25 protein-coding genes are annotated in these 26,301 nt (G+C 30.4%); 5 read left to right on the top strand and 20 right to left on the bottom strand.

The window, feature by feature from the left end:
* Nucleotides 1-74: 74 nt before the first annotated feature.
* The 6 genes from H0I32_RS13860 to H0I32_RS13840 all read right to left on the bottom strand — a co-directional run bounded on the left by H0I32_RS13860 (nt 75) and on the right by H0I32_RS13840 (nt 6,084).
* On the bottom strand, nt 75-1,064 hold the full coding sequence (locus H0I32_RS13860; RefSeq protein WP_179314541.1) for a hypothetical protein: 990 nt from the start codon (nt 1,062-1,064) through the stop codon (nt 75-77).
* A gap of 378 nt (nt 1,065-1,442) precedes the next feature.
* Nucleotides 1,443-1,634 carry a hypothetical protein gene (locus H0I32_RS18095; protein WP_246293643.1) on the bottom strand — a complete coding sequence of 64 codons (192 nt, stop codon included), beginning with the start codon at nt 1,632-1,634 and terminating at the stop codon, nt 1,443-1,445.
* Nucleotides 1,635-1,821: 187 nt separating this feature from the next.
* Nucleotides 1,822-2,076, bottom strand: a complete 255-nt coding sequence (locus tag H0I32_RS18090; protein ID WP_246293644.1) for a hypothetical protein — start codon at nt 2,074-2,076, stop codon at nt 1,822-1,824.
* A gap of 211 nt (nt 2,077-2,287) precedes the next feature.
* Entirely contained in the window at nt 2,288-2,953 is a 666-nt protein-coding gene (locus H0I32_RS13850; RefSeq protein WP_179314542.1) for a DNA-binding response regulator, read from the bottom strand.
* 2 nt (nt 2,954-2,955) lie between these two features.
* Nucleotides 2,956-4,524 (bottom strand): tetratricopeptide repeat-containing sensor histidine kinase, encoded by a 1,569-nt coding sequence (locus tag H0I32_RS13845; RefSeq protein WP_179314543.1) that lies wholly within the window; start codon nt 4,522-4,524, stop codon nt 2,956-2,958.
* A 159-nt stretch (nt 4,525-4,683) separates the two neighbouring features.
* Nucleotides 4,684-6,084 carry a nicotinate phosphoribosyltransferase gene (locus tag H0I32_RS13840; RefSeq protein ID WP_179314615.1) on the bottom strand — a complete coding sequence of 467 codons (1,401 nt, stop codon included), beginning with the start codon at nt 6,082-6,084 and terminating at the stop codon, nt 4,684-4,686.
* Between the two features lie 285 nt (nt 6,085-6,369).
* On the opposite strand from H0I32_RS13840, the gene H0I32_RS13835 reads away from it, so the two are divergent.
* Nucleotides 6,370-7,812, top strand: a complete 1,443-nt coding sequence (locus H0I32_RS13835; protein ID WP_179314544.1) for an SLC13 family permease — start codon at nt 6,370-6,372, stop codon at nt 7,810-7,812.
* Here H0I32_RS13835 and H0I32_RS13830 read toward each other — a convergent pair.
* The 4 genes from H0I32_RS13830 to H0I32_RS13815 all read right to left on the bottom strand — a co-directional run bounded on the left by H0I32_RS13830 (nt 7,809) and on the right by H0I32_RS13815 (nt 11,067).
* Nucleotides 7,809-8,537 carry a LytR/AlgR family response regulator transcription factor gene (locus H0I32_RS13830; protein WP_173588443.1) on the bottom strand — a complete coding sequence of 243 codons (729 nt, stop codon included), beginning with the start codon at nt 8,535-8,537 and terminating at the stop codon, nt 7,809-7,811. The two genes, H0I32_RS13835 and H0I32_RS13830, sit on opposite strands and share 4 nt — an antisense overlap.
* Nucleotides 8,538-8,539: 2 nt before the next feature.
* Nucleotides 8,540-9,538: a sensor histidine kinase gene (locus H0I32_RS13825; protein WP_173588442.1), complete on the bottom strand. Its 999-nt coding sequence runs from the start codon at nt 9,536-9,538 to the stop codon at nt 8,540-8,542.
* Between the two features lie 52 nt (nt 9,539-9,590).
* Entirely contained in the window at nt 9,591-9,941 is a 351-nt protein-coding gene (locus H0I32_RS13820) for a DUF4907 domain-containing protein (protein ID WP_179314545.1), read from the bottom strand.
* A 130-nt stretch (nt 9,942-10,071) separates the two neighbouring features.
* Nucleotides 10,072-11,067 carry a Kelch repeat-containing protein gene (locus H0I32_RS13815; RefSeq protein WP_246293645.1) on the bottom strand — a complete coding sequence of 332 codons (996 nt, stop codon included), beginning with the start codon at nt 11,065-11,067 and terminating at the stop codon, nt 10,072-10,074.
* A gap of 618 nt (nt 11,068-11,685) precedes the next feature.
* Here H0I32_RS13815 and H0I32_RS13810 point away from each other — a divergent pair.
* The gene (locus tag H0I32_RS13810; protein ID WP_179314546.1) at nt 11,686-12,993 is read left to right on the top strand and encodes a DUF4270 family protein; all 1,308 of its coding nucleotides are present in this window, start codon (nt 11,686-11,688) and stop codon (nt 12,991-12,993) included.
* Nucleotides 12,986-14,221, top strand: coding sequence for a hypothetical protein (locus H0I32_RS13805; RefSeq protein WP_179314547.1), 1,236 nt, complete (start codon nt 12,986-12,988; stop codon nt 14,219-14,221). The genes H0I32_RS13810 and H0I32_RS13805 overlap by 8 nt, the downstream gene beginning before the upstream one ends.
* 60 nt (nt 14,222-14,281) lie before the next feature.
* Here H0I32_RS13805 and hisS read toward each other — a convergent pair whose 3' ends face one another.
* Complete coding sequence (gene hisS, locus H0I32_RS13800; protein WP_179314548.1) at nt 14,282-15,664, bottom strand: histidine--tRNA ligase; 1,383 nt, start codon at nt 15,662-15,664, stop codon at nt 14,282-14,284.
* A gap of 200 nt (nt 15,665-15,864) precedes the next feature.
* Here hisS and H0I32_RS13795 point away from each other — a divergent pair, with 200 nt between their 5' ends.
* Nucleotides 15,865-17,106 carry an ABC transporter permease gene (locus tag H0I32_RS13795; protein ID WP_179314549.1) on the top strand — a complete coding sequence of 414 codons (1,242 nt, stop codon included), beginning with the start codon at nt 15,865-15,867 and terminating at the stop codon, nt 17,104-17,106.
* Nucleotides 17,107-17,339: 233 nt separating this feature from the next.
* Here H0I32_RS13795 and H0I32_RS13790 read toward each other — a convergent pair whose 3' ends face one another.
* The 5 genes from H0I32_RS13790 to rpsF all read right to left on the bottom strand — a co-directional run bounded on the left by H0I32_RS13790 (nt 17,340) and on the right by rpsF (nt 20,055).
* The gene (locus H0I32_RS13790) at nt 17,340-17,813 is read right to left on the bottom strand and encodes a DUF6495 family protein (protein ID WP_179314550.1); all 474 of its coding nucleotides are present in this window, start codon (nt 17,811-17,813) and stop codon (nt 17,340-17,342) included.
* Nucleotides 17,814-17,926: 113 nt separating this feature from the next.
* Nucleotides 17,927-18,799, bottom strand: a complete 873-nt coding sequence (locus H0I32_RS13785; protein WP_173588434.1) for a glycerophosphodiester phosphodiesterase family protein — start codon at nt 18,797-18,799, stop codon at nt 17,927-17,929.
* A 136-nt stretch (nt 18,800-18,935) separates the two neighbouring features.
* Nucleotides 18,936-19,397 (bottom strand): 50S ribosomal protein L9, encoded by a 462-nt coding sequence (gene rplI / locus H0I32_RS13780; RefSeq protein ID WP_173588433.1) that lies wholly within the window; start codon nt 19,395-19,397, stop codon nt 18,936-18,938.
* Between the two features lie 14 nt (nt 19,398-19,411).
* Nucleotides 19,412-19,711, bottom strand: a complete 300-nt coding sequence (gene rpsR / locus H0I32_RS13775) for a 30S ribosomal protein S18 (protein ID WP_173588564.1) — start codon at nt 19,709-19,711, stop codon at nt 19,412-19,414.
* A complete protein-coding gene (gene rpsF / locus H0I32_RS13770; protein ID WP_173588432.1) occupies nt 19,711-20,055 on the bottom strand; it encodes a 30S ribosomal protein S6 in 345 nt (114 codons plus the stop codon). Before rpsF ends, rpsR begins: the two co-directional genes overlap by 1 nt.
* Nucleotides 20,056-20,256: 201 nt before the next feature.
* Between rpsF and H0I32_RS13765 the strand changes: the two genes are divergently transcribed.
* Nucleotides 20,257-20,952 (top strand): LytR/AlgR family response regulator transcription factor, encoded by a 696-nt coding sequence (locus H0I32_RS13765; protein WP_173588431.1) that lies wholly within the window; start codon nt 20,257-20,259, stop codon nt 20,950-20,952.
* 238 nt (nt 20,953-21,190) lie between these two features.
* On the opposite strand, the gene priA is transcribed toward H0I32_RS13765, so the two are convergent.
* From priA to nadC, 4 genes are all read right to left on the bottom strand, one after another.
* The gene (gene priA, locus H0I32_RS13760) at nt 21,191-23,644 is read right to left on the bottom strand and encodes a primosomal protein N' (RefSeq protein ID WP_179314551.1); all 2,454 of its coding nucleotides are present in this window, start codon (nt 23,642-23,644) and stop codon (nt 21,191-21,193) included.
* On the bottom strand, nt 23,644-24,072 hold the full coding sequence (locus tag H0I32_RS13755; protein WP_173588429.1) for a DUF2147 domain-containing protein: 429 nt from the start codon (nt 24,070-24,072) through the stop codon (nt 23,644-23,646). The genes priA and H0I32_RS13755 overlap by 1 nt, the downstream gene beginning before the upstream one ends.
* A gap of 217 nt (nt 24,073-24,289) precedes the next feature.
* The gene (locus H0I32_RS13750) at nt 24,290-25,261 is read right to left on the bottom strand and encodes a YihY/virulence factor BrkB family protein (RefSeq protein ID WP_173588428.1); all 972 of its coding nucleotides are present in this window, start codon (nt 25,259-25,261) and stop codon (nt 24,290-24,292) included.
* A 28-nt stretch (nt 25,262-25,289) separates the two neighbouring features.
* The gene (gene nadC, locus H0I32_RS13745; RefSeq protein WP_179314552.1) at nt 25,290-26,147 is read right to left on the bottom strand and encodes a carboxylating nicotinate-nucleotide diphosphorylase; all 858 of its coding nucleotides are present in this window, start codon (nt 26,145-26,147) and stop codon (nt 25,290-25,292) included.
* Nucleotides 26,148-26,301: the final 154 nt, after the last annotated feature.

Raw genomic sequence — 26,301 nt, 5'->3', positions numbered from 1 at the left:
TCCAAAAATGATCAAACCTAAGTTAAGATAAACTCTAAAGCTACTACTCCAGAAGTATGAGAACTTTAGTCTAATTATTTTTGATATTTTTCAACAATATCCAAATGCTTATTATGCAATTTTAAATACACTAATAAATCGCAAGGGTAACCATTTTTTGATTTCTTATAATGCTCTGGAAGTGGACTGTATTTTTCGGTCATGAGATTATGAAAATGCTGTAACTTCATGTAATAATCTATAATATACTCATAACCTTTTATTACTATCTTAACTTCTGTAACATGGGTTTTTAAAATAATATAGCCTTCCTTTCTTATTTTTTCAAAATTTATAAGCCCTTTAATAAAATCGTGATCTTTTCTGTTTTCATAAAACCATATAAGCTTTTCACGCTCTGTATGTGTATCACTATAATTAATTAGAGCTTCTGTAGTATGCTCTTCATTTGATTTTATATTCGCTATTTTTTCAATATCAGCAATTACACCACTTGCATCATTATATAATTTATATTGAAATTTAAGATAAATACTGATATCCTGTAAAGATGTTCTTAAGGAACTAAAACTGTCAAACCAAATGATAAAATCGTCAAATAGAACATTCTTCTTAAATGCCTTTAAATCAGCTATCAATTGTTGATACTGAGCTTTTATCAACTTATAATCTTCACTAGGTCTAAATTTTACCAGCTCGTCTTTTGAGTAATAAAAACCTAAACTATATGTTTTATTAAGATCTATAACATTTGTTAGCTTATTACAAACATAGATATCATCTACATGTATCTCATCTTTTGTCTCAATAAAAAGATCTAAATAATAACCTGAATCAGATAGAAATGTCATGCCTTCACAACCTTTATTACAGTATTCACAGATTCCGAAAAAAACATCATCAAAAGCTTCACATCCATTTGCCTTAGCTGTTCTAAATCCTTTTTCTAAGCTACTAATAAATTTGTTTTTTGTAACATTCATGTAAGACTTGTCATCGTCTAGCAATTGATGGAGTGCTGTAATGTCAAAATCTTTTATGGCTTGTATTATCTGCGTTTGCATTATTTGCTTTTAGGTTTTAATTATAGAATCATCTAAAAACTTTTATAAGCGCTTTAGAAACTATTAACGCATTTGGCAATTTAAATTAAATAGGGCATAAAAAAACTGATAAGAATCAATTTTACTAAAAACAGGACTGTTTATATTTTTAAGTATATTTCTTTCTCTCATTAGAATAGACAGAAAAAAAAGTGCACATTTTTACATGTGCACTTAACCTATTCCCCCTAGGAATTTATATTAACTAACTAATATACTCTCCAAATATAAGATTGTTTTTTAACTTTTTATTACGGTTTTCCACATTATGCCTAATTTAGATAGAGTCTTATGTATTAATTATCTTCATCAAAAAAATATTCATGTATTTTAATTAGATCACCACCTCCCAATTTGCACTAAATCTTTTGATTCTTTAAAAAAAATCCCCAAAGATCTTTCATTATATAATAACTTCATCTCTTCTGAATAATCAGTTGCAAAATACATACCTCCTTCTAATTTATAAAAAGGAATAACTAATTTACTTTTAACTTTCACCCCTTTATTCACAACTTTTCCTTCTTTCAATGTGGTTTATAAAGCATTTTCATCTTTTTCTCCAAAAGACACCCTTAGATAAGCAACCATCATATTTAACCACTCATCCGCATCAATTAAATACCACGTAATTTTATCAAAATTAATACCGTTAGCACTAATCCATCCTTGACTCGTAAAAGCAAATAAAACTTGTTTCTTTCCATCTAATAGAGGCTTATCTACGGGTATAAGAAATCACAAAAACGGCTGACATATCTTTTAATTTTCCCCCATCAAAATCTAAGGTTTTTAAAGAAAAACTTGATAATTCAGGATGATTTACAAGAATGTACTGTGTTGCATTAAGTTCTGCACGCTCTTCCATTTGCTTTACTGCAGCAATCCCAGTTCCAACGGCTAACAAGCCTCCTGTTATGCCAGCAGCTAAAGCTCCATCATTTTGAGCTGTAATTTTTGATTGAAATACCAATATGCAAACAACAATAAAGAGTACTATTTTTTCATTTAATAATTGATTTAAATAATATTATTAATACCTATTTGAGGTTTCCTGTAATTCTTCAAATAAAAAAGACAACTATTTCTAGTTGCCTTTAAACATCAATACACTTATAACATAAAATCCCCTACAACTTTATACTAAGAATAGTGTCGATGTCTTTATCTATGATTTAAATCTTTTAAATTAATCCTAAATCTTTTGTTATGGATATCAAATGAATGGCATTACTTGCCTTAAATTGTTCCTTAAGTTTATTGAGTCGTTTTTCAATAGTACTTAAGCTATTAGGTTGAATTCCTTGAAATTTCATCGATGTACTAATTTCATCCTGAGATAATCCTTGAGAAAGCATTTTTAATAATGTAATATCAAAATCATCTATTTCTAATTGTGATTTTGGGCTCATTGCATTTTTTACCTGAGGTGAGATATAAACATCTTTATTAAACACACTACTTATTGCTTCTTTTAATTCTAAAGCTCCTCTACGATCCTTACACACATAACCATTAATATTATAATTTTTAACTAACCCACGAATCTTTTGAAGTTGATCTTTCATGGAATAAACTATGATAGGCAACTCAGGGAAATCACTTCGTATTTTAGCAATAAGAGATTCTCCAGAATCTACATCTATTGCTCTATGATCTTTTTTAAATGATAAATCCGTAATTAATAAGTCGTAATTTTCATTATCTAATTCCGCCTTTTTTAATTTTAAATAAGCTTCATCACAATATTGAGATTTATCAATTGACACCACATTTAAATCGACTAATATCAATTCAATACTAGCTAAAATAGCATCATGATCATCATTTATTAAAACTCTTTTAAACATAACTAAACTCTAATTTTAGTTTTAAACCCTTTATTTGACTTTGATTCAAAAGTAATAGTTCCATTAATAGCTTGAATACGGTTTTCCGTATTTTGCAATCCAGATCCTTTTTTTAAATCACATCCAACACCATTATCACTATAACTGATTGTTACTTTTTTTCTATCTAAACTAAAAACAAAAACAACAATAGTGGCTTCACTGTGCTTTTTCATGTTAATTAGCAATTCTTGTAATACCTTATAAATTGTAGTCTTATTTAATTTTGGGATTGCTTCCCAAGGAATCACCGAAATACTTTTAATAATAATATTTGTATCTTCATTATTAAAACTATCAATTAATTCGCTTAAACTATGAAGAAAAGGAAGTTCTGTATTAATAACGTCGTGTTCTTTTGAAATATCTCGTGTTTTGTAATATAAATTATGAAGGTCATTTTTAATATCTTCACCAACTTCATCCTTATCTTCAAGCCTTGTCATAACATGAAATAAATCATTAGCAACCTCGTCGTGTATACGTTTAGAGATTTTAGATTCTGTTTCATAAACTTCTTGAAGCTTCTCTTTTTTATATTTGAATTTCTGATAAGCACCTACAAAAACAATAATTGTAATAACAAATACCGAAACAATAATAATCCGTTCTTTTATTCTTTCACTTTGCTCTAATTCTAGTTCTTTTTTAGAAACCTCATACCTAATCATAGCAAACTGATATCTATTCTCTTGTTCTGCTTTTTGTATGCTATCGTTTAATTCTTTAAAATTATTAGCATAAGGATCATCACTTATCTTCATTAAGATGCCGAGTGCGTTATTTTCAAAAGAGGGAGATTTTATTTTCTGAGCATAATTTAATGCTCTTAAAGCATATGTTTTAGATTTTAAAGTATCACCTGTACTTTTATAATACTCTGCTAAATGAATATAACTTGTGTAAATTCTTGAAGTATCCTTTACTTTTTCTCGTAAGTTTAGTCCTTGATTTATTAACGAAAAAGCTTTATCTGATTTTGTTTTTAGATAAAGCATCCCTAAATTATCTAAAATTAATGCTTGGGTTAATGTATCTGCAAGTCTTGGTATTAATTTATAAGCCTTTTGTAATGCTTTTTTTGCGTTAACACTATCCTTATCATTTATATAAAAGACAGAAATATTATTGTAAACAATAGCACTATCCTTAGTGGTCACTGCCATTGACAATGTTTTATTATAAAGATCTAGAGCTTTGGTCTGATTCTTATTTTCTTGATAAATTATACCTAAAAGATTATAAAAACTTTTTTTTATTGCTATGGTAAAAGACGTATCTTCCATAGTATCTATAAGCTTCAAGGCTTTCACCACAGTTTCTTCACTCTCATCATAAGCCCCTAACTTAAAATCGACACTAGCCATATAATATAAAAACCGTAACGTATATTTAGTATCGTTTTTTTTTATAGAGCTATGAATGTTATTTTTAAAAAAAGCTTTTGCTTTAACTAAATCATTGGCTTTCTGAGGTTGTAATGCTAATTTTGAATAATAACTTACACTATCAACATAGTGTTGAGCACTCATTTTTTGAATACTAAAAAAGCTTAAAAGCACAAATATTATAGAAAAAAAAAGAGATGACTTTGTGATTGGTATCATAAATCTAAAATACTAAGATTTTGATTATTTCTTTTTGTCTAAAACTAGAATTAATCAACATTAAAATCTTCAATAAAAGGTCTTTTAAAACATATATTTCTGCATTAAAATATCGCGTTCTTGTTTTAATTTATGACTTAATCCTATTTTATATTTATGTGGATTTTGAAAACGCTTATATTCTTCTGGGAGTTGCGCTAGCCTAGTTTTAGTGTATTCAGCGATATCTTGAACTGAACGTGGAGGGTTAACTTTCTTTCCATTTTCCATTACTTTTTCTAGTAAAGGCTCATGTAAAAAACTAGTAAGATTCAAACTTTTAGTCGGGTCATAAGCATGTATCATTTCTGTTACAACTTCCTCATCGTAAAGCACAATAGCATCAGCACCATAAAACATACCGTTTTCATCAATCATTCTAAACACTTGTTTTTTTGATGGTAATGACGTTTTCTCTATATTTTCTGAAAGCTTAATCCGTGGTTCCCCATTGTACTCTGATAATTTATAAACACCTCCTAATGATGCATCAGGTTTCCCTGTAACTAAATTTGTACCTACACCATATATATCAATTGGAGCTCCTTGTTCTTTTAAACTTTTTATAACGTATTCATCAAGTTGGTTTGAGGCTATAATTTTTACGTAACTTAAATCTGCATCATCTAAAATTTTGCGTACTTTTTTAGATAGATAAGCTAAATCACCACTATCTAATCGTACTCCTAAAAGCTTTTTACCACTACTTTCCATTTCTTTAGCCACTATAATAGCATTAGGTAAACCGCTTTTTAGTGTGTTGTAAGTATCGACTAAAAACACACAATTTATAGGACGAATTTTAGCAAAATCGCGAAACGCTTTTAATTCGTCTCCATAACTTTGAATAAAAGAATGTGCCATGGTTCCTGAAGAAGGAATGTTATAATCTTTAGCTGCAATAACATTACTTGTACTATTAAAACCACCTATATAAGCAGCTCTAGAAGCATAATAACCACCTGTAGCATGCGCACGACGTAACCCCATATCTAATAAAATTTCATCTTGAGCACTGTAACGAATCCGGCCTGCTTTAGTCGCTATTAATGTTTGAAAATTAAGTAAGTTTAGTAAAAATGTTTCTATAATTTGTGCTTCAATAATATTAGCCTCTACTTGTAAAATAGGTCGATTAGGAAAAACAACATCTCCTTCTTTGCATGAAAAAATAGAGCCTGTAAATTGAAAGTTTTCTAAATAATCTAAAAACTCTTTTTCAAAGCCATGTTGTTCTAGATAAGTAATATCAGAAGCTGAAAATTGAATTGTTTCAAGTATATTTAATACATCCTCTAAACCCGCAAAGATGGCATACCCCCCTTTAAAAGGATTATTTCTAAAATAGTAATCAAAAACAGCCCGTCCTTTAGGCTTAGTCTTAAAATAGACCTGAGCCATAGTAAGTTGATAAAGATCGGTATAAGATGCTGTAATATTCATAATGCTGTTTTAAAAAATAAATTTTAAGTCTTCTAAATTAGAGATAAAAGTACAAAACTAACATAATTATAGATGTATTTAATATTGAATAATTTCTGCTTTAGATTTTGTATTAAAACATTGTAAACCTTACTCTAAAGCAACAAAACGATAGCTTTTCAGCTAAAAATATTCTTCATGATTTTTTAGATGTCTTCATTTGTTAATTCATAAAAATATGATACCTTTCATAATCCAAAATTCTCAACGGAATATAACAACACTTTATAATTTCTGCTTCATTTTAAAATGAAAACTACAAAAAAGAAAATTGGTCTCTTTTTAGGACCTTTGTTATTTATACTTGTCAACTTTTTCTTTCACCCTGAAGGTTTAGACGATTCTGCTAATGCTATTTTAGCCTCTACAGCATGGGTTGCTGTTTGGTGGATTACAGAGGCTATTGCCATCCCAGTAACCGCTTTACTACCCATTATCTTGTTTCCTCTATCTGGTGGACTTTCTCTAGGAGATACTACGGCTTCTTATGGTCATAAATATATTTTTCTATTCCTTGGTGGATTTATTATTGCTATTACTATTGAAAAATGGAACCTTCATAAACGAATTGCCCTTAATATTATAAAAGTTGTTGGGACTAACATTAATAAAATTATTCTTGGCTTTATGATGGCCACAGCTTTACTATCCATGTGGATTTCGAATACAGCTACAGCCGTTATGATTCTGCCTGTTGGTATTGCCATTGTATTACAATTAGAAGACAACCCTAACACTAATGTTAATGAAAATTTAATTTTTGGTAAAGCACTAATGCTGGCCATTGCTTATAGCGCTTCGATTGGTGGTATTGCGACTCTCATTGGTACGCCTCCTAATTTGGTATTGGCAGGTGTTGTAGAAAGTACTTACCATACTGAAATTACGTTTGCACAATGGTTTATGTTTGGGTTTCCTATTAGCGTAATCTTATTATTTATTTGTTGGTTTTATTTAACCCGATTTGCTTTTAAATTTGAACAAAAAGAATTTCCAGGAGGAGAACAAGAAATCGATAAGCAACTAAAAGCCTTAGGTAAAATATCTTATGAAGAAAAAGTCATTTTAACCGTATTTTCAATTACTGCTCTGGCATGGATTTGCAGATCTTTTATTTTAGTAAAATGGCTGCCTGCAATAGATGATACTATTATTGCGATTATAGCTGCCATCGCTTTATTTTTAATTCCGGATGCTAAAAAAAGCAAAGCTCTAATCACTTGGAATGACGCCGTAAAATTACCTTGGGGTATTTTATTACTTTTTGGTGGCGGTATGGCATTAGCTTCAGGTTTTGAAGTTAGTGGATTGGCCGAATGGATAGGTAACCAAATGACTTCTCTTGTAGGAATGTCTATCTTTTTATTGCTTTTAATCTTAATTACTGCAGTAAACTTCTTAACTGAAATCACCTCTAATATGGCAACAACAGCAATGCTTTTACCTGTTTTAGTTTCTCTAGCAGCAGTACTTAATATACATCCTTATATTTTACTTGTAAGTGCAACTCTAGCGGCTTCTTGTGCTTTCATGCTGCCCGTGGCAACACCTCCAAATGCTGTAGTTTTTGGATCGGGGTATTTAAAAATAGAAGATATGGTAAAAAAAGGTATTTGGATGAATGTGATTTCTATTATACTCGTAACACTAGCCGTTTACTTTATTCTTCCTCTAATTTGGGATTTAAATTAAATATTTAAGCGACTATAAACCAACGATTTATAACTTTCACCGATAGGAATTCTTTCATCTTTAATGATGATTCTATTTTTTTGAATTGATGTGATTTTATTCACATTTACAATATAAGAACGGTGAACCCTTATAAAAGTATTTTCGGGTAATTTAGACTGTATTTCTTTAAAACTCATTAAGGTTAAAATGGCTTTAGAGTCTTCTGAATGAATCTTTAAGTAATCTTTTAGACCTTGAATTATTTTAATTTTTTTAATATCTATCTTTATATTTTCATATTCCGATTTTACAAAAATGAAATCATCTTCATGGTTTACAACTTCACAACCTGCTGAAGACACATTAAAAGGTGTATTACCATGAATTAATTTTAGCATTTCTTTTACTCTGTTTACAGCTTTTATAAACCTAGGAAACGGAATCGGTTTCACTAAATAATCTATAGCATTAAGATCAAACCCTTCTAATGCATATTCTGGATAAGCTGTTGTAAAAATAAAATAAGGCACCTTACCTTCAAGCGATCTAATTAACTCAATACCAGAAATATTAGGCATTTCAATATCAGAAAACACTAAATCTATTGGATTATTATTTATAAAATCTAAAGCTTCTATAGCGTTTGTAAATGTAGCTATTACATCTACTGCACCTAATGCCTGACAATACGATTCTATGATATCTATAGCTAAAGGCTCATCATCTATTATTATACATTTCATAATTATTCTAGATTTAAAGTTAAATGAACTCTATAATAAGATTTGTCTTCCGTTATGGTTAGCTCATGATTATTTTTGTACAGATAATTAAATTGATTTTTAATATTCTCTAATCCAACACCAGAGTTTTTATCATCACGTTTATATAACCCTATAATATTTTCGATATGGAAGTAAAATTTATTTCCAACAACTTCAATTTTAATGTCTATATGTGTATTTCCTTTATAGTCTGTTCCATATTTAAAAGCATTTTCAATAAATGAAATTAGCAATAAAGGATAGATTTTAAGGTTTTTTGTCTCTCCTTTTATATTCAATTTAACAGCTTCAGTATTTTTAAGTCGTAAGCGTTGTAAAGCAATATAATGTTGTATGTAATTCATTTCCTTTTCTAAGGCGACTTTTTCATCTTTAGCCTCATAAAGCATATATCTCATCAATTCTGATAATGTAATTACGGCTTCTGGTGCATTATCTGATTTGCTTCGTACTAAAGAGTAAATACTATTTAGTGAATTAAACAAAAAGTGAGGATTTAATTGGTTTCTTAAAAACTGTAATTTAATTTCTTTTTGTTCATTTTCTAATTCTTTAGACTCGCGATCTCTTTTGTAAAAATCAACGACTAAACTAAAAATACCACCTAAAAGAAAGATGGAAAATGAAAATACTAATGGGATTGCATGTCTTATAACTAAAGGACCACCTGGTCTACCACTTGGTGACTTTGGCATGTCTATAAATTGGCTTGCAAAATGTGATGCTATTAATTCTTCACCCACATAATTGTAAAGTAATAAGAAGAGAATAGAAACTATAACGTAGAGTCCTAATTTACGTTTTAATAAAATATAAGGTACTAAAAATAAGTAATTAACATAAAATAAAATTGGACGTATTACTTGTCTAAAATACATCGCTGAAGGAATTTCACCTAAATCAATATAAGCTGTAAGCAGAGGAAATATACTTATACATAACCATATTATGATATGCACAATTAACTCTTTATAAGATATCTGTTTTATCAACATTTAAACTTAAATAGAATTAAATTTTCTTAAAAGTTATAGCATTAGCATTTAACTCTTCTACACTAATAATCGGCATCTTGTTATTAGAAAGTTTACTCATAACAAGGTTACCAATTTTTTCTGCGTCTTCTTTAGACTGAAACCCTTGTCTTCCTTTTACAGCTGGAATATATTCTTGTCGAATAAATAAACTATTTCCTTCATATACTTCATAAATCCAAAGGCTATCTTGCTCTATGACTTGTAAAGCAAATGAACTTTGATCTTCTGTAGAATTCTCACTGCCCATAAATTGAATATAAAAAAACAATACAAATAGGGTTGTAATCCCTAAAAAAACAGTTTTATAATTTAAAAATTTTTTCATCTTTTTTTTAATTTAAAAAAAAGAGCCAGGATTAATGAAGGATACCTACATTACCCTGACTCTAAATTTGGTCATACCGTCAATCACTACAGTGATGACCCATCAATCAATCTAAACAAATTTTAATATCTTAATTATCGTCGTCGTCTTGCTCTGCATTAGGGAAAAATTCCATGTTATCATCTAGATACAAAGTTCCGTTTCTACCTAAAGCTACAAAAGCACGTGATCCATCTCCGAATGCTACAGCATCTCTTCGTGCAAAATTCTCAAAAGCTGTTCTTTCTTCCCAACTATCATTAGAAGGCGTATATTGATAAACTGTACTTATACTTCCTGAATAGTCACCACAAGCAATATATCCTTTACCATCAATAGAGAATGCTACTGCATTAGATCTAAAAACGTAATCATCATCATCTTCATCAATATCATCATGTTGCGTCCAAACTTCAGAATCTAAATTAAAAGACCAGAAATCTAATTCATATACACCGTTACTAATTCCTGTTCCTAAATACACTTCGTTTCCTATTGTGAAAGTCACACCATCTCTTCTCTTATCTCCACCAAAACCAGATATTTCTACCCAAGAATCAGCAGTAGGATCATATTTCCAAAAATCTTTTTTATCACTACCGTCGTAACCTGTACCTACATAACCATAGCTATCTGATCCAAAACCAACAGATCCATATCTCGCTGTACCACCAAAATCTGCTATTTGTGTCCAACTATTTAAACTTACATCGTATTTATAAAAATCAGATAACTCTTCGTTTAAATCTCCATCATAACCAGTTCCCATATAACCGTTGTTACCAATTACAAATGAAGTTGCAGAACTTCTTTCTATACCTGGGAAATCTGATAATTGTTGCCATGAATTTGTATCCATGTTATAACCCCAAAAATCATTGTAATAATCACTACCGTCATATCCAGTACCCATATATCCAATGCTACCAATACTAAAGGCAGATGAACTACTTCTTGCTTCTTCATTAAATGTAGATGTCTTTACCCAGTTACCTAAATTATCATCATCATCATCGCTATTACAACTCGTAAATAGTGCCAATACGGCTCCTAAATAAAGCATTATCACGGCTGGTTTGTTATTCATTTTTCTCATTTTATTTATTATTTATGTTTAAACTGATTCCTATGTTTAATGACAGAGAATTATTAGCTTCAAAGTCATAAATTGTATTTTCATTTTCGCTTATTGTTAATTCACTTGCTGTTAAATAGCCTACACCAAAATTTGAAGACCAATTCTAATCAAATTGAAATTTATAATCTAGCGCTAATTTTAAAGCTTTAAATTCTAGTTTAGAATCGTTATATGATTCATCTATCAAATTAAAATCAGAAGCATTGTTTGCATATACAGATTTAGGCTTTGCTTTAAAATCTAAATTCTAACGATATTAAATCTCCTTGGTTTGTTGTTGTGAACATTACTTGCCCAAACGACACCATATTAACGAGATTAAAGATTAAATAATGTGTTACATTTTTTTTCATTGTTTGCTAAAATACTACCACAATCTTATACTTCAATTACAAAATATACCTAAGCTATTTTTTTGTAGACAAACACCAATTTTTAATCTATAAAACAAAGTACAAACTTTTATAGTATAAAAAGCCCTTTTTGTAGACAAATATACGCTCTATGTATATTATACTTTTTATTAGATCAATTGGGCCTTTTTTTTGTAAAAATTCTACAAAACAAATGTTGAAATCATTTCTAAAATTATTTACAGTAATTACCGTTTTAACGATGGTAGTAGCATGTTCTACAGACATAGAAGATAGCTTATTAGCAGGAGAAGACTTCACTGGCACCAATATTAGAGTTCTCTCTATTGATACATTTACGGTTCAATTGTCTACAATGAAATTTGATTCCATTACGACATCAGATTCTGATAATGTTCGTCTATTAGTAGGTCAGTATAATGATAATGATATGGGGATTGTAAAATCTTCAGCTTATTTTCAGCTTAGTTCATCATCTTATTTCATAGACAATGATGCTATTTTAGACAGTGTAGGTATAAATCTTGATTACGATACTTATTATTATAATGACACGACACAAGTCTCTACTATTAATATCCATAAACTAACAGAAAAAATGGATACTGATGATAATGATCCTTATTACTATAATACAACAGAAACAGCATATGAATCAACACCAATTATAAGTAAAAGCTATTATCCTACGCCTAATAAAGATTCTCTTTACATAACTCTACCTTATGATTTTGGAGAGGAAATATTTAATGCGATAAGAGATAATAACATTACAGATCAAGAATCTCTTTACCAACAATTACAAGGACTTACCATACGACCAGGAGACAATGACAATAGCTCCGTTATTGGTTTTTCTGCAACTAGTGGTATTAGTTATCTTAGATTTTATTACACCATTCCTGATGAAGTAGAAACTGACGAATACACTTATGATTTAAATATAAACACTTATTATAATCACATAGAAAGTGATGTTAGTGGCCTACCTCTTGAAGCGATTACTGATCAAGAATATAATTTAGCGTCTCAACAAAGTAATAATATTAGTTACAATCAAGCTGGTACAGGTTATGTAACTCGAATAGAGTTCCCTAATATTAAAAATATTTATGATATAGGTAGCGAAGGAACAATTTTAGACGCTGTACTTTATATAGAACCTAATTTTGATTCACTTTCTGATATTCAACCTCTAAGTCAATCATTGTTACTTTATACAATAGATCAAAACAACGATTTAGCGAGTCAAGTTTCTAATAGTGTTGATGTCGTTACTGCAGGAGTTACAAATGAAGATTCTGAATATAATGACGTTACTTACACCGTTCCTGTTATTGATTTTGTAGATCAAAAGCTAACTGAGAGTCCAGAAACTGAAGATGCTCTTATTTTAATTCCAGCAAATTATAATTCTACCGTAAATAAAATAATTTTTAATGACAGTCAGCGGTCAGATTATAAAACAAAATTAATTATAACCTATGCAGTATATGAATAAGTCTAAGTACATAATAATTTTCACAATGCTGTTTGGGGTTTATAGCTATTCTCAAACTAACAGTCTTACGGGTTCACCTTATTCTCTTTTTGGCTTAGGTGTTGAAAACAACTCTAATGTAGGAAGAAATAGTGGTCTTGGTAAAACAGGAATTTCTTTAGATGCTGATTACGGAATTAACCTTTACAATCCTGCTTCATTTATATCGCTAAAAGAAAATGAAATTACATTTGACTTCGGAGGCTCTGTTGAATTTATTAACTTAACAGCTGATGATTTAGACGAACAAAACACAACCTATAATTTTACAAATATCTCATTAGCCTTTAACCGTAATGACAATTACGGTATAGGATTAACTTTAAAACCTGCTACCACTGTCGGATACTCTCTTACAGGTTTAGAAAATAATATTGAAGGGAGTGAAGAGGAATTCACAAGTAATATTATCGGTACTGGAGGTTTGAGTGAGATAAGATTAGACTATGCCCGAACCTATTTTAAGGACTTTAATATTGGTGTAAAAGCATCATATCTATTTGGCAAAATAGATGAAACAGAATCTATAATCACTTCTAATAGTTATTTAGAAATTAATGAAAGCAATTACTATAGTGGAGCACAACTTGGTTTAGGTTTACAATACAATTTATTAGATAAACATAATTTTGGATTAATTGTAGATTTACCTACAGTTTTAAAAGGTAGTAAAGATGTAGTCATTGGTAAATATTCAAATGCAGCTTATAGTATTCTTGAAGAAACAGAAGACGAGTCTATAGATAGTTTTTACCTTCCTTTAAAAATCGGATTTGGTTATAGTACCAAATTTAAAAATTTACTTTTAACAGCAGATTACAACATAAATTTTTGGTCTAGTACAGATCAATCAGATGCTATAGGAGATTATACAGATCAAAATATTTTTAGCCTAGGTGCATCTTACGCTAAGGATCCTACTAGTTATAAATATTGGAACCGTGTTGATTTTAGAATGGGTTTAAACTACAACTCTGGGTATCTTAAAATAGATGGTACAAATATTGATTCTTACACGGGGTCTTTAGGTATTGGGTTACCTCTTGGTAGAAGATCTCTCTTAAACATATCTTATGCCCTAAGTAAAAAAGGAACGACAGAAAGTATTCTTATTCAAGAATATGTAAATACCATAAACATCAATTTATCATTATCTGATTTATGGTTTCAAAAACGAAAATTTAATTAAGAGGTTAATTGTTTCAGTAATTAAAAAGTCTCAACCCTTATTTAGGATTGAGACTTTTTTTTATTTTAATAGCGCTAGCAAAGCTTCAAAATCAACTTTATGCTGCTCTCCGGAAATCATATCTTTTAATGTGAAGATTTCCGATTTCAATTCCTCGTCCCCCATAATCACTACAAATGGAATATTACGACGGTTTGCGTAATTCATTTGCTTTTTCATTTGCTTACCAGAAACAGCTGCATCCGGAAATAGTTCAGCTTTAATATTTGCACGCCTTAACTTTGTTACAGCACCTAAACTATACATTGCTTCTTTATCACCAAAATTTATAAAGAGCACTTTTGTAGATTCTGCTATCGTTGAGGGGAATAATCCTAATTCTTCAAGTACCAAGTAAATTCGGTCTAAACCAAAACTAATCCCAACGCCACTCATGTCTTTAAGACCAAAAATTCCGGTAAGGTCATCATAGCGACCACCTCCACCAATGGAGCCCATTTTTACACCTTCGGGAGCAGAGACTTCAAATATAGCACCTGTATAATAATTTAGACCTCTCGCTAAAGTAACATCTAATTGTAATTTTGCTGTTTTTAATTCTAAAGTTGAAATCGCTGTGTTTATAAATTCAAGCTCGTCAATACCTTTTAAGCCTACTTCTGAAGTACTTAAAATAGTTTTTAAGCTTTCTATTTGATCACCAAAATCACCTTTTAAAGTAAATAAAGGTTGAAGCTTCTCAATGCCTTCTTCAGAAATACCTTTACCACGCATTTCTTCTTTTACCTTCTCCTCTCCTATTTTATCTAGCTTATCTAAAGCTACCGTAAAATCGATTAATTTATCTTGTGCTCCAATAACTTCTGCAATACCAGATAAGATTTTACGATTGTTTATTTTAATGGTAACACCTTCTAATTTTAAAGCTGAAAAAACAGCATCATATAACTGTACAAATTCTACTTCTTGAAATAAAGATTTAGAACCTACAACATCGGCATCACATTGAAAAAATTCTCTAAAACGTCCTTTTTGTGGACGGTCTGCACGCCAAACGGGTTGAATTTGGTAACGCTTAAACGGAAACTCTATATCGTTTTGGTGTTGTACAACATAACGTGCAAAAGGGACTGTAAGATCGTAACGCAATGCTTTTTCTGAGATCTTAGGCGTTAATTTACTTTCAGATTTAGAACTGTAATCATCTTCTGAAATTTTCTTTAGAAATTCTCCACTATTCAAAATCTTAAAAATCAAGCGATCTCCTTCATCACCATATTTCCCCATTAAAGTATCAGAATTTTCAAAACTTGGAGTTTCAATAGGTTGAAATCCAAAAATCTGAAATTGCGCTTTTATCGTCTCCATAATATAAGAACGCTTTGCAACTTCTTCTGCGTTAAAATCTCTTGTACCTTTTGGGATGCTTGGTTTTTGTGCCATAATATGTTCCTTATAAATAGGAATCTCTTTTAATGAAACTTAATTTTAAAATGAATTCAACATTTAAATCAAACATTGATATTCTACGCAAAAATATTATAATTTTCAGAGGTCTTACTAAGATAATTAGATTTTATAGTAACTTTATGCAGATTACGTCGTCTTATACTTTAAACAACCCAACTAACGCGAAAAAAACTATGTTTTCATTAGCTAAAGAAAATATTAGAATTGCCTTTGATTCTATTAAAAGTCAATTACTCCGAACCATTTTAACGGTTTTAATTATTGCTATTGGAATTATGGCTTTGGTCGGAATTTTGAGTGGTGTTTCGGCTTTAGAAAATACGATTTCTAGTAATTTTTCTTCAATGGGTTCTAATACCTTCAATTTTCAACGTTACGAATTTACTGCACAACGCCAAAGTAGTCGAGAACGACAAAAAATAAATCCGATTATAGATTACAGAAATGTAAAAGATTTTGAAGACACCTATAATTATCCTTTTACAAAAGTAGCGGTATCGTTTTACGGAACTTCTACTGCAGAAGTAAAATACGAAAACAAAAAAACAGATCCTGAAGTTGCTGTGCTTGGTGCTAATGAGTTTTTTATTGAAAATTCGGGATTAGAAATCGAAAACGGACGTTCTATTAATGTTTTTGATGTGGGTAATAGTAATGCTGTTTGTGTTATTGGTAGCGATTTACAAAAAGCGTTATTTCCTGTTGAAAATCCTGTAGGAAAAACAATAAGCGTTAGAGGTTCTAAATTTAAAGTCATTGGAATTTTAAAAGAAAAGGGATCTACTTTTGGAAATAATCAAGATTTACGTGTTATAATGCCCATTCAAAAAGCACGATCTATTTTTACCAATCCTAACATTAATTATAGTTTAAGTGTAAAAGTAGATAATACTGATATGCTTGAAAGTGCTCAAGATGATGCGATACTTACGTTTAGAAATATAAGAGGATTAAATCCTATTGAAAAGAATGATTTTGGTATTGAACGAAGTGACGATTTACTAAATCGTGTTGCACAAAATACAGCTGCACTTTATGTCGCTGCTTGGATTATTAGTATTATTACCATTTTTGGATCTACAATTGCCTTAATGAATATTATGCTTGTTTCGGTGAGTGAGCGTACAAGAGAAATAGGAGTTAGAAAAGCACTTGGTGCAAAAAGTAAAACTATAGCGTTTCAGTTTTTTATGGAAACCATAATTATTGGACAATTAGGTGGTTTATTAGGGATTTTCTTAGGAATATTAATTGGTTGGGGTGTTGCAAAAGGATTTGATTTAGAATTCTCCACTCCATGGGTGGCTATGATTTGGGCCACAAGTATCGCTTTTATAGTTGCTGTAATTTCTGGTCTATATCCTGCAACAAAAGCAGCTAAATTAGATCCTATTGAATCTTTACGTTATGAGTAAAATTCATTTAAACAAAGGGAGTTTAATTCAATAAAATATAAATAATTAAGTTGGCAGCAGTTAGAATGCCTGACATAAACTTAAGTAGATAGAGAAATAAATAACTGTTTAAATAGAGAACTTAAAACTTCTCGATACAATTTTATCGTTCCTCTATAATCACACGAAGTAACGAAACAAAAAAAACACTCATTTAGAAAATGAGTGTTTTTTTTATAATATTATAGGACAGTTTATCCTTTTACTAAATTTGCAAAATAATTAAACAATTCTCCTTTAGTGATATTTGCACCAGATTCAATCATTTTAAAAAGATCTAAGTGTTTATCTTCTGTATAATCTTTTTTAGCGTTAAAAAATTCAACAGAATTAGATAATAAATTATTACGTAACCACTCAAAACCTTCTTTAGTCGTAAAATCTACTTCAGGAATCTCAATTTTAAGAGCAATTAATCGCATACTCTTTTCTTGACATTGAAAAAGATGAATTTGGTTTGGTGAAATATGTTCTAAATATTCAACTTTACTTAAAACACCAAGCCATACTAAGTCACTAAAAACGTCTAATTCTTGTTCTGCAGCTTCAGGTTTATTCTTTTTTATATCTTCCCACTCATCTCCTGTAATAGATTGTGTGGCTAAAAAATTGATAAATTCTTTATGTAATTCTTCAAATTGTTCTTTTGTTAATCTAGAATATTTCATCTGGTAATAATTATCTGTTTTTTAAAGATGAGATGCTACGTCTTTAAAAGGTTATTTATATTTTTTATTCAAAAGTATTTCAACACCTAAAATACTATAATAGAAATATGGCATTACATATTTATAGCACCAAAAGCAGCAAAGGGTCTATCTGTAGCAATAATATCAATCCCCATTTTTTTCCACTTTGCATATAATTTTTCACCTTTAGCTTCTGCACTTTTATCTAAGTTACCGATGGTTCCAAGCATACAGACAATATTGTAGTCGTGTAATCTTTTAAAAAGTGAAACATCAGATAAGCGAGTTCCTGTAAAGGCAATCATATTATTTGTTGGAATTTTAGTTTCTAACAAACGATCAAATTCTTCATTACTTCTAGCTGAAACAGATATTAATAAATCTGATGCTAGCTCGTATACCATTTTAGTCTCTTCTACATCATAGGTAATAATGATGCAAATATCCTCAGCACTAGCTTCTCTAATAGCATCAATAACAACTTCTGTGCTTACGCTTGGCTTAATATCAACTGTTAGAATAACGTTATTTTCTTTACTCCAGGCTAAAATTTCTGAAAATAAAGGAATTTTAAATTTTGTTTCATTGCCGTAATCGTCAACCATATTGAATTTTAGTAATTCATCATAGGTTAAATCGCTGACTTTACCACTTCCTGTTGTCGTTCTATCTATAGAATTATCGTGCATTAACACCAAATGACCATCCTTAGTTTGCGCTACATCTATTTCGTAGATAGCTGAAATGCTATCACTAACATATTGTAAAACTTCTAAACTGTTCTCAGGATAATCAACTAGTCCTTTACCTCCGCGATGGACACTAATATTTGGATAATTATTTTCTGAAGCTTTAAAAAGCTCTATCAATTTTGAGTGATGAACTTCAGCTGATACTTTTTGAGCTGTTAATTTATTACAACTAAAAAAAGAAAATACGACAAAAATTAAAAAGATATTTTTCATATAAAAACCACTTTAAAACCTCCTAATTATAGAAACTAGCAAGGTGATGTAAAATTTAAATGATGTTAAAAAAATTAATTACAAAAAAAACCGTTTAGTTAAACTAAACGGTTCTTTAAAATTGTATGACTAAAGATTATGCGTCAGCAATAACTTCGAAAGTTAAATCTACAGTTACTGATCTATGTAATCTGATTGCAGCTACATATTGACCTAAACGCTTAATGTTACCACCTGTAATAGCGATAAACTTTTTATCAACTTCATGACCTGCAGCTTTAAGTGCAGCAGCTAAATCCATATTGGTAATAGAACCAAATAATTTATCTCCAGCAGTTGCTCCAGTTCCAGCCTTAGCTGTGATTTTAATATCTAAACCATTTAATCCTTCAGCAGTTTTTTCTGCATCAGCAATAATAGTTTTTTCTTTATAAGCTCTTTGCTTTAAAGTTTCTGCTAATACTTTCTTAGCAGAAGAAGTTGCCATTACAGCTTGTCCGTGAGGAATTAAAAAATTTCTACCATAACCGTTCTTAACAGATACAATATCGTCTTTAAATCCTAAATTATCAACGTCTTGTTTTAATATAAGTTCCATTGTGTTATGATATTTTATTTTAATAAATCAGCAACATACGGCATTAATGCTAAATGTCTTGCTCTTTTTACTGCTACAGATACTTTTCTTTGATACTTTAAAGAAGTTCCTGTTAAACGTCTTGGTAATAACTTACCTTGTTCGTTTACAAAACCTAATAGCCAGTCTGCATCTTTATAATCTACATACTTGATTCCAGATTTTTTGAAACGACAATATTTTTTAACTTTAGACGTCTCAATATTTAACGGAGTTAAATATCTAATTTCTCCGTCTTTTTTTCCTTTTGCTTGTTGTTCTATTGATGACATAATTATGCTTTTGCTTTAACTTTAAGTTTCTCTCTTCTTCTCTCAGCCCATGAAATAGCATGTTTGTCTAACTTCACAGTTAAGTAACGCATAAAACGCTCATCACGTCTAAATTCAACCTCTAAAGGCTCAATTGCTTCACCATCTACGGTAAATTCAAATAAATGGTAAAAACCACTTTTTTTGTTTTGAATTGGATATGCTAATTTTTTTAGCCCCCAATCTTCTTTTGATACCATCTTAGCTCCTTTAGAAACGAGGAAATCCTCATATTTCTTTACTGTCTCCTTTATCTGGTCTTCAGATAAAACGGGATTTAAGATGAAAACAGTTTCATAATGATTCATAATAAATAATTTTGTTTATTGTTAAAAACGGCTGCAAAAATAATAATTATTTCTAACTTAGACAAAGTTTTTAAAGGTTAATTTAAAACACGTTATCTTTAGATTTTAGCATATCTTAACATACTGTTTGTCGGTATTATTTGTTTTTTAACCGAATTTATTGTACTATTGTCGATATCTTAACCTAAAATTAATAATGTTATGACTTTAAACTGTGTAGTTGTTGATGATTCTGCGATTCAGCGTCTCTCTATAGTAAAGTTAATTGAGAATCATTCCTCTCTTAATCTTATTGCAGAATACAGCAGTGCGTTAGAAACAAAAAACGGTCTTAATACACATAAAGTAGATCTTATCTTCCTAGATATAGAGATGCCTGTATTAAACGGTTTTGAATTACTTGATGTACTTAACAACAAACCCCAAATTATTTTTGTTACTGGTAAAACAGAATATGCTTTTAAAGCATTTAATTACGACGCTACTGATTATCTTCAGAAACCAATTACTAAAGATCGTTTTAATATTGCCGTAGAAAAAGCTATTGAGCAGCACAAATTAAAATTAGACTTTAATGAGACTGAAGGTGAACATATCTTTGTAAAAAGCAACCTTAAAAAACGTAAAGTATATATTAAGGATATTAAATGGATTGAAGCTCTTGGTGATTACGTAAAAGTAGTAACAGAAGAAAACAGCCTAGTTGTATTATCAACTATGAAAGCTTTTGAAAGCGAATTACCTGAAGGTAAGTTTTTAAGAATTCACAAATCTTATATTGTGAACCTCGATAAAATTGACAGATTTAACAGTAAAAATGTTGAAGTTGGCGCTTATGAAATTCCATTGAGTCGTAATAAAAAGACACAATTAGTAGACGCTTTAAATAATATGTAACCCCAAACGCATATACATTTAAAGTAATACATTATAATTTACAGAAATCCTGAGCCTTGCTTGGGATTTTTTGATTTTAATAATAAGATAAATAAAGTTCGGTTAAGCAGAGTTGAAAGCTTTTTTACTTAAACCAGAAAAAACTATTTGTATTACTAAACAATGTGTTTTTAATAAAATACAAGTTCTTTTTTAGCAACTTTAAACATCAAAAAAGGTTAAAAAAACCGACTAAGTCTTAATAATTATCTACATTAATCACCACACGTACAGATCTAAAATCTTTAACAGCATTAAAACTATTATCAATCTTTCTTATCGCTTCTTTTGTTTTTCCTAAAGATTGGTTTTCTGGAATTTTTATCAATATATTTTTATGATATAAATTACGTATTCTAGAAACCGGTGGAAATTCCGGACCTAAAACATTCGTTTTAAATAATTGTTTTAAAGATTTAGCATACCAATCTGCCGCTAAATTAACACGGTCGTAATCTTTATGCTTAAAAGTAATTTTTATCAACCTATAGATTGGTGGATATTTAAAATTGTAACGCTCATTCATCTGTTCTGCGAACATTTCCTTATAAGAATTTGTAGAAACTTGCTGCAAAATATTATGATGCGGGTTGTAAGTCTGAATCAATACTTTTCCGCGTAAATCTGTCCGGCCAGCTCTACCAGAAACCTGAGCCATTAATTGATAACTACGCTCGTGTGCTCTAAAATCAGGGAAGTTAAGTAAGTTATCTGCATTCATAATCCCAACTAATTTTACATACCTAAAATCGAGCCCCTTGGTCAACATTTGCGTACCTACCAAAATATCAACTTCGCGTTGCTCAAAACTATTTATAATCTTCTCAAAACCGTATTTTCCACGTGTGGTATCTAAATCCATACGTGCTACTTTTTTCTCAGGGAATAAAACTTTTACCTCTGCTTCTATCTGCTCCGTACCAAAGCCTTTTGTATCTAAAGTTGAATTTCCGCAACCCTGACAAGCTTTTAGCATTACTGAATTATAACCACAATAATGACAACGCAATTGATCTCGATATTGATGATAAGTTAAACTTACATCGCAATTAGGACATTGTGGTGAAGTTCCGCAAGTGGTACATTCTATAACAGGCGAAAAACCTCTTCTATTTTGAAATAATATAATTTGAAAACCTTCATCTAAAGTTTCTGTCATTTCTTCAATAAGCCGGTCGCTAAAATGACCTTTCATGCGCTTACGCTTGTACTTATCTGCGATATCTACAAGCTCTATATCTGGCATTAAAACGTTATTGTAACGCGTATTTAATTCAACCAAGCCATATTTACCCTGACTAGCATTAAAATAACTTTCTAAACTCGGTGTTGCAGATCCTAAAAGGGTCTTAGCTTTAAAAATATTTGCTAAAACAATTGCCGCATCCCTAGCATGATAACGAGGTGCTGGATCAAATTGCTTAAAAGATTGCTCGTGCTCTTCATCTACGATGATTAACCCCAAATTACGAAATGGCAATAATAATGACGAACGAGCCCCGATTACCACTTGCGCTTTTTCTGAACTGGCCAACATGTTTTGCCAGACTTCTACACGTTCGTTTGAAGAATATCGAGAATGAAAAACAGCTACTTTTTCTCCAAAATACTCTTGAAGACGATTCACCAACTGCGTTGTTAAAGCAATTTCAGGTAACAAATACAACACCTGCTTCCCTAATTCTAATTGCTTTTCAATCAGCTGAACATAGATTTCAGTTTTACCTGAAGATGTAACACCATGTAATAATGCTACTGATTTTTCTTTAAATATTTCTTCAACTTCATCGTAGGCAATTTGCTGCGCCTCACTTAAACGTTTTGTCGCTGCATCTCCTTCGCCTTCAAACTGAACACGATCTATTTGAATGTGATATTCTTCTAAAATATCCTTATTAATTAATGTTTTTATAATACTAGTTGATGCACCACTTCGCTCCGTTAAATCTGTAACTTTTATAGGTTGCTTAAGCGAAGCCTCCATAGTAAACAGAGTTAAAACGACTTCTCTTTGTTTTGGAGCTCTGCTTAATTCCTCTAATAATTCTTGAAGTTTTTCAGGTGATTTATGGTTATGATGTAACTTTACATAACGCACTAATTTGGGCTTGTATTTTTCGTAAATCTCTTCTTGAAGATTTATAACCCCTTTTGCTACTAAACTATTAATAACTGGTAGTACACGTTTTTTATCTAAAATAGAGACAACATCACTAATCTTTAATGACGATTGACGATTTAAAGCCTCATAAATTAAGAATTCTTCGTCTTTTAATTCAGACTCGTTAATCTCTGTCTTTTCATTTTTAGAAATAACAGTTTCACTTTCTAACATAAAAGCATTAGGCATTGCTGCTCGCATTACCTCTCCTAAACTACACATGTAATAACCAGAAATCCATTCCCAATGTTTCAATTGAGTTTCTGTTATTACAGGTGAGTCGTCTAGAATTTGATGGATGGTTTTAGCATCATAAGCCGTTGGTGGATTTTGATGAATATTACGCACCAAGGCTGTATAAATTTTACTTTTACCAAACGGAACCGCAACACGCATACCTACTGACAAAAACTTAGATTCAGCTTCTGTAATATGATATGTAAACGCCTTTTGAAGCGGAATTGGTAAAATGACGTCTATAAAGTGCAGCATTATTTAACGCGTTTCCAGTATTGTGTTCTATAGAAAAAAGCCAAATAACCTCTTACTTGAAGTGTATCGTTATCATCATCTTCTAATTTTAATCTACATTTAAAAACTTTACCATCTTCAGGGTTAAGAATTGTTCCTCCGTCATAAACATCATCATTTTTAGTTAATCCTTCTATAAATACTAAACCGACTAATCTCTGGTCTTTTTGCTTACCCTCACAATCTACACACTTTGCAAATTCTTTTTCAGGATTAAACACGGATAGAATTTTACCGTAAATCTTACCATCCTCTTTGTATATTTCTACTAAAGACTTGGCCTTACCTGTGTTGTCGTCAATTGTTTTCCACTTCCCAAGAATGTCTTGACCTGTAAGATTAAACGATACCATTAATAAGATAAATAGAATAAATGTGTTCTTAATCATAATTGTTGTTTTTATAGAGTTTATAACCCAAATGTAATGGGTTTAATTAAATAACCATAATTATAGATCATCAAACGCTTTACTAAACACGTATTCAAACCAAAAAATAGAATGCTAAACAAAACAATAAAACATTGTTTTACAGATATTTAAAATCAAAAACACACTTTAATTAAGCTACTTAATTAAAACTTATTATAGTTTATAAAGCGATCTCTTAAATATGATTTATAATCTTTTTACGAGAACCAGGATGTTTTCTTAGAAACTGAAGTGATGCATTTAACTCATATCCTAACAATAAAATATTAGAATTTAGCCACAGATATAAAAGCAGAATTAATAACGCACCAATCGAACCATACAACTCATTATATTGAGAAAAATTATCAATATAAATACCAAATAAAAAGGACGTTAACATTATTAATAAAGTAGTTAGCAATGCACCTACAGAAAAGAATTTAGACGCTCTCCCTTCCTTTGTTCCAAAATAATACAACGTAGCGGTTGCTAAATAAGTCATAATCACAAAAAACAAATACTTTGCAAAAATAATCCATCCTAATATGCCATCATCTTCTGTTCGGAAACGACCACTAAAACCTTCATATAAAGGTTGAATAACATAAATTTGAAAATAACCAAAAACAGCAACGGTCAATAACAATAGGAAAACAAGAATCAATGCTACACCAAGCGCAAACATATATTGCTTAAAAATATTTCGGTTTAATTGCTTATGGTAAGACGTTTCAAATCCAGAAAAAACAGCATTAACGCCGTTAGCCATTAAAAACATAGACAGTAAAAAAACAGAAGAAATTAATCCCCCTGTTGTGTTACTACTCATATCTTTAAATATACGATCTATTAAAAACTCGGAAGTTTGAGGTGGTAATATTGAATTTAAAAAATCTAAAAACTCCACTCTAAATCCATCTATCGGGATGTAAGGAATTACGATAATTACAAATAATAAAAAAGGGAAAATAGCCGTAAAAAAACTAAATGCAATAGCACTAGCTCTAGTAGTTAGTGCTCCATTTACGATCCCCATAATATAAAGTTCTAATAAATCGTAAACAGATAACCCTTCAAAACCAGGAAGCTTAATTTGCTTAAAAAAACGAACAACAATCTTTACAACTGGAATTTTATTTAATTTATCTTCTATGGGTTTACTCATTATTCAATTAAATATTTAAGACCTTAAATTATACTGCTTTTAAACTTAAATCCATATTGTAAACTGAATGCGTTAAAGCACCAGAAGAAATATAATTAACACCACATTCTGCGTATTTTCTTAATGTATTTTCATTAATTCCTCCAGAAGATTCAGTTAAACAATGATCACCAATTAGTTTAACTGCTTTACGTGTATCATCATAGTTAAAATTATCAATTAAGATTCTATAAACTCCGCCACAATCTAAAATTTCTTTAATTTCTTCAAGATCTCTAGCCTCCACAATAATTTTTAAATCCCTGTTGGTTTCCTTCAAATATTGCTTAGTTAAATTTATCGCTTTTGAAACACCACCTGCAAAATCAATATGATTATCTTTTAGCATAATCATATCATACAAAGCAAACCTATGATTTTCACCTCCACCAATTTTTACAGCCCATTTTTCTAGCGCTCTAATACCTGGTGTCGTTTTACGTGTATCTAAGATCTTAGTTCCTGTACCCTCTAACAAATCAACAAACTGCCTTGTTTTGGTAGCAATAGCACTCATACGCTGCATAGCATTTAAAACTAAACGTTCAGCCTTTAAAATGGACTGTGAAGCGCCTTCAACATAGAATGCTATATCTCCATGTTTCACTTGACTACCATCTTCAATTAAGGTTTCAATTTTCATATCAGGATCGACATGTACAAAAACTTGCTTTGCAAATTCTACACCTGCAATAATCCCTTTATCCTTTACCAACAACTTTGCTTTTCCTTGTGCCGAAGCAGGAATACAAGCTAACGAACTATGGTCGCCATCACCAACATCTTCCCTAATCGCATTAGAGATTATTAATTCTATTTCTTTATCGAATTGCGCTTTTGAAATCATTAAAATACTTATTTGCTGTAAAAATAGGAATTGAAATCTGAAAATTTGAATAAATCTATAGTCAGTTGAAGTAAATTTGTAAGTAAAACCAATAAATTTGCACCGAGAATCATGTAAACAAGATTTCTCAATACTATTCCGAAAAAATTGGAAT

The sequence above is a fragment of the Winogradskyella sp. HaHa_3_26 genome (genome assembly GCF_019278425.1).
Taxonomy (GTDB): Bacteria; Bacteroidota; Bacteroidia; order Flavobacteriales; family Flavobacteriaceae; genus Winogradskyella; species Winogradskyella undariae.
Note: the sequence above shows the minus strand (reverse complement) of the source record. Positions and strands in the feature narration are given on the sequence as shown.

Bases quoted from the DNA above. Each gene is read 5' to 3' on its own strand.
- H0I32_RS13860 (WP_179314541.1), bottom strand. From the start codon at position 1,064: ATGCAAACGCAGATAATACAAGCCATAAAAGATTTTGACATTACAGCA.
- H0I32_RS13850 (WP_179314542.1), bottom strand. From the start codon at position 2,953: ATGTTTAAAAGAGTTTTAATAAATGATGATCATGATGCTATTTTAGCT.
- H0I32_RS13845 (WP_179314543.1), bottom strand. From the start codon at position 4,524: ATGAGTGCTCAACACTATGTTGATAGTGTAAGTTATTATTCAAAATTA.
- H0I32_RS13835 (WP_179314544.1), top strand. From the start codon at position 6,370: ATGAAAACTACAAAAAAGAAAATTGGTCTCTTTTTAGGACCTTTGTTA.
- H0I32_RS13830 (WP_173588443.1), bottom strand. From the start codon at position 8,537: ATGAAATGTATAATAATAGATGATGAGCCTTTAGCTATAGATATCATA.
- H0I32_RS13820 (WP_179314545.1), bottom strand. From the start codon at position 9,941: ATGAAAAAATTTTTAAATTATAAAACTGTTTTTTTAGGGATTACAACC.
- H0I32_RS13815 (WP_246293645.1), bottom strand. From the start codon at position 11,067: ATGAATAACAAACCAGCCGTGATAATGCTTTATTTAGGAGCCGTATTG.
- H0I32_RS13810 (WP_179314546.1), top strand. From the start codon at position 11,686: ATGTTGAAATCATTTCTAAAATTATTTACAGTAATTACCGTTTTAACG.
- H0I32_RS13805 (WP_179314547.1), top strand. From the start codon at position 12,986: ATGAATAAGTCTAAGTACATAATAATTTTCACAATGCTGTTTGGGGTT.
- hisS (WP_179314548.1), bottom strand. From the start codon at position 15,664: ATGGCACAAAAACCAAGCATCCCAAAAGGTACAAGAGATTTTAACGCA.
- H0I32_RS13795 (WP_179314549.1), top strand. From the start codon at position 15,865: ATGTTTTCATTAGCTAAAGAAAATATTAGAATTGCCTTTGATTCTATT.
- H0I32_RS13790 (WP_179314550.1), bottom strand. From the start codon at position 17,813: ATGAAATATTCTAGATTAACAAAAGAACAATTTGAAGAATTACATAAA.
- H0I32_RS13785 (WP_173588434.1), bottom strand. From the start codon at position 18,799: ATGAAAAATATCTTTTTAATTTTTGTCGTATTTTCTTTTTTTAGTTGT.
- rplI (WP_173588433.1), bottom strand. From the start codon at position 19,397: ATGGAACTTATATTAAAACAAGACGTTGATAATTTAGGATTTAAAGAC.
- rpsF (WP_173588432.1), bottom strand. From the start codon at position 20,055: ATGAATCATTATGAAACTGTTTTCATCTTAAATCCCGTTTTATCTGAA.
- H0I32_RS13765 (WP_173588431.1), top strand. From the start codon at position 20,257: ATGACTTTAAACTGTGTAGTTGTTGATGATTCTGCGATTCAGCGTCTC.
- priA (WP_179314551.1), bottom strand. From the start codon at position 23,644: ATGCTGCACTTTATAGACGTCATTTTACCAATTCCGCTTCAAAAGGCG.
- H0I32_RS13755 (WP_173588429.1), bottom strand. From the start codon at position 24,072: ATGATTAAGAACACATTTATTCTATTTATCTTATTAATGGTATCGTTT.
- H0I32_RS13750 (WP_173588428.1), bottom strand. From the start codon at position 25,261: ATGAGTAAACCCATAGAAGATAAATTAAATAAAATTCCAGTTGTAAAG.
- nadC (WP_179314552.1), bottom strand. From the start codon at position 26,147: ATGATTTCAAAAGCGCAATTCGATAAAGAAATAGAATTAATAATCTCT.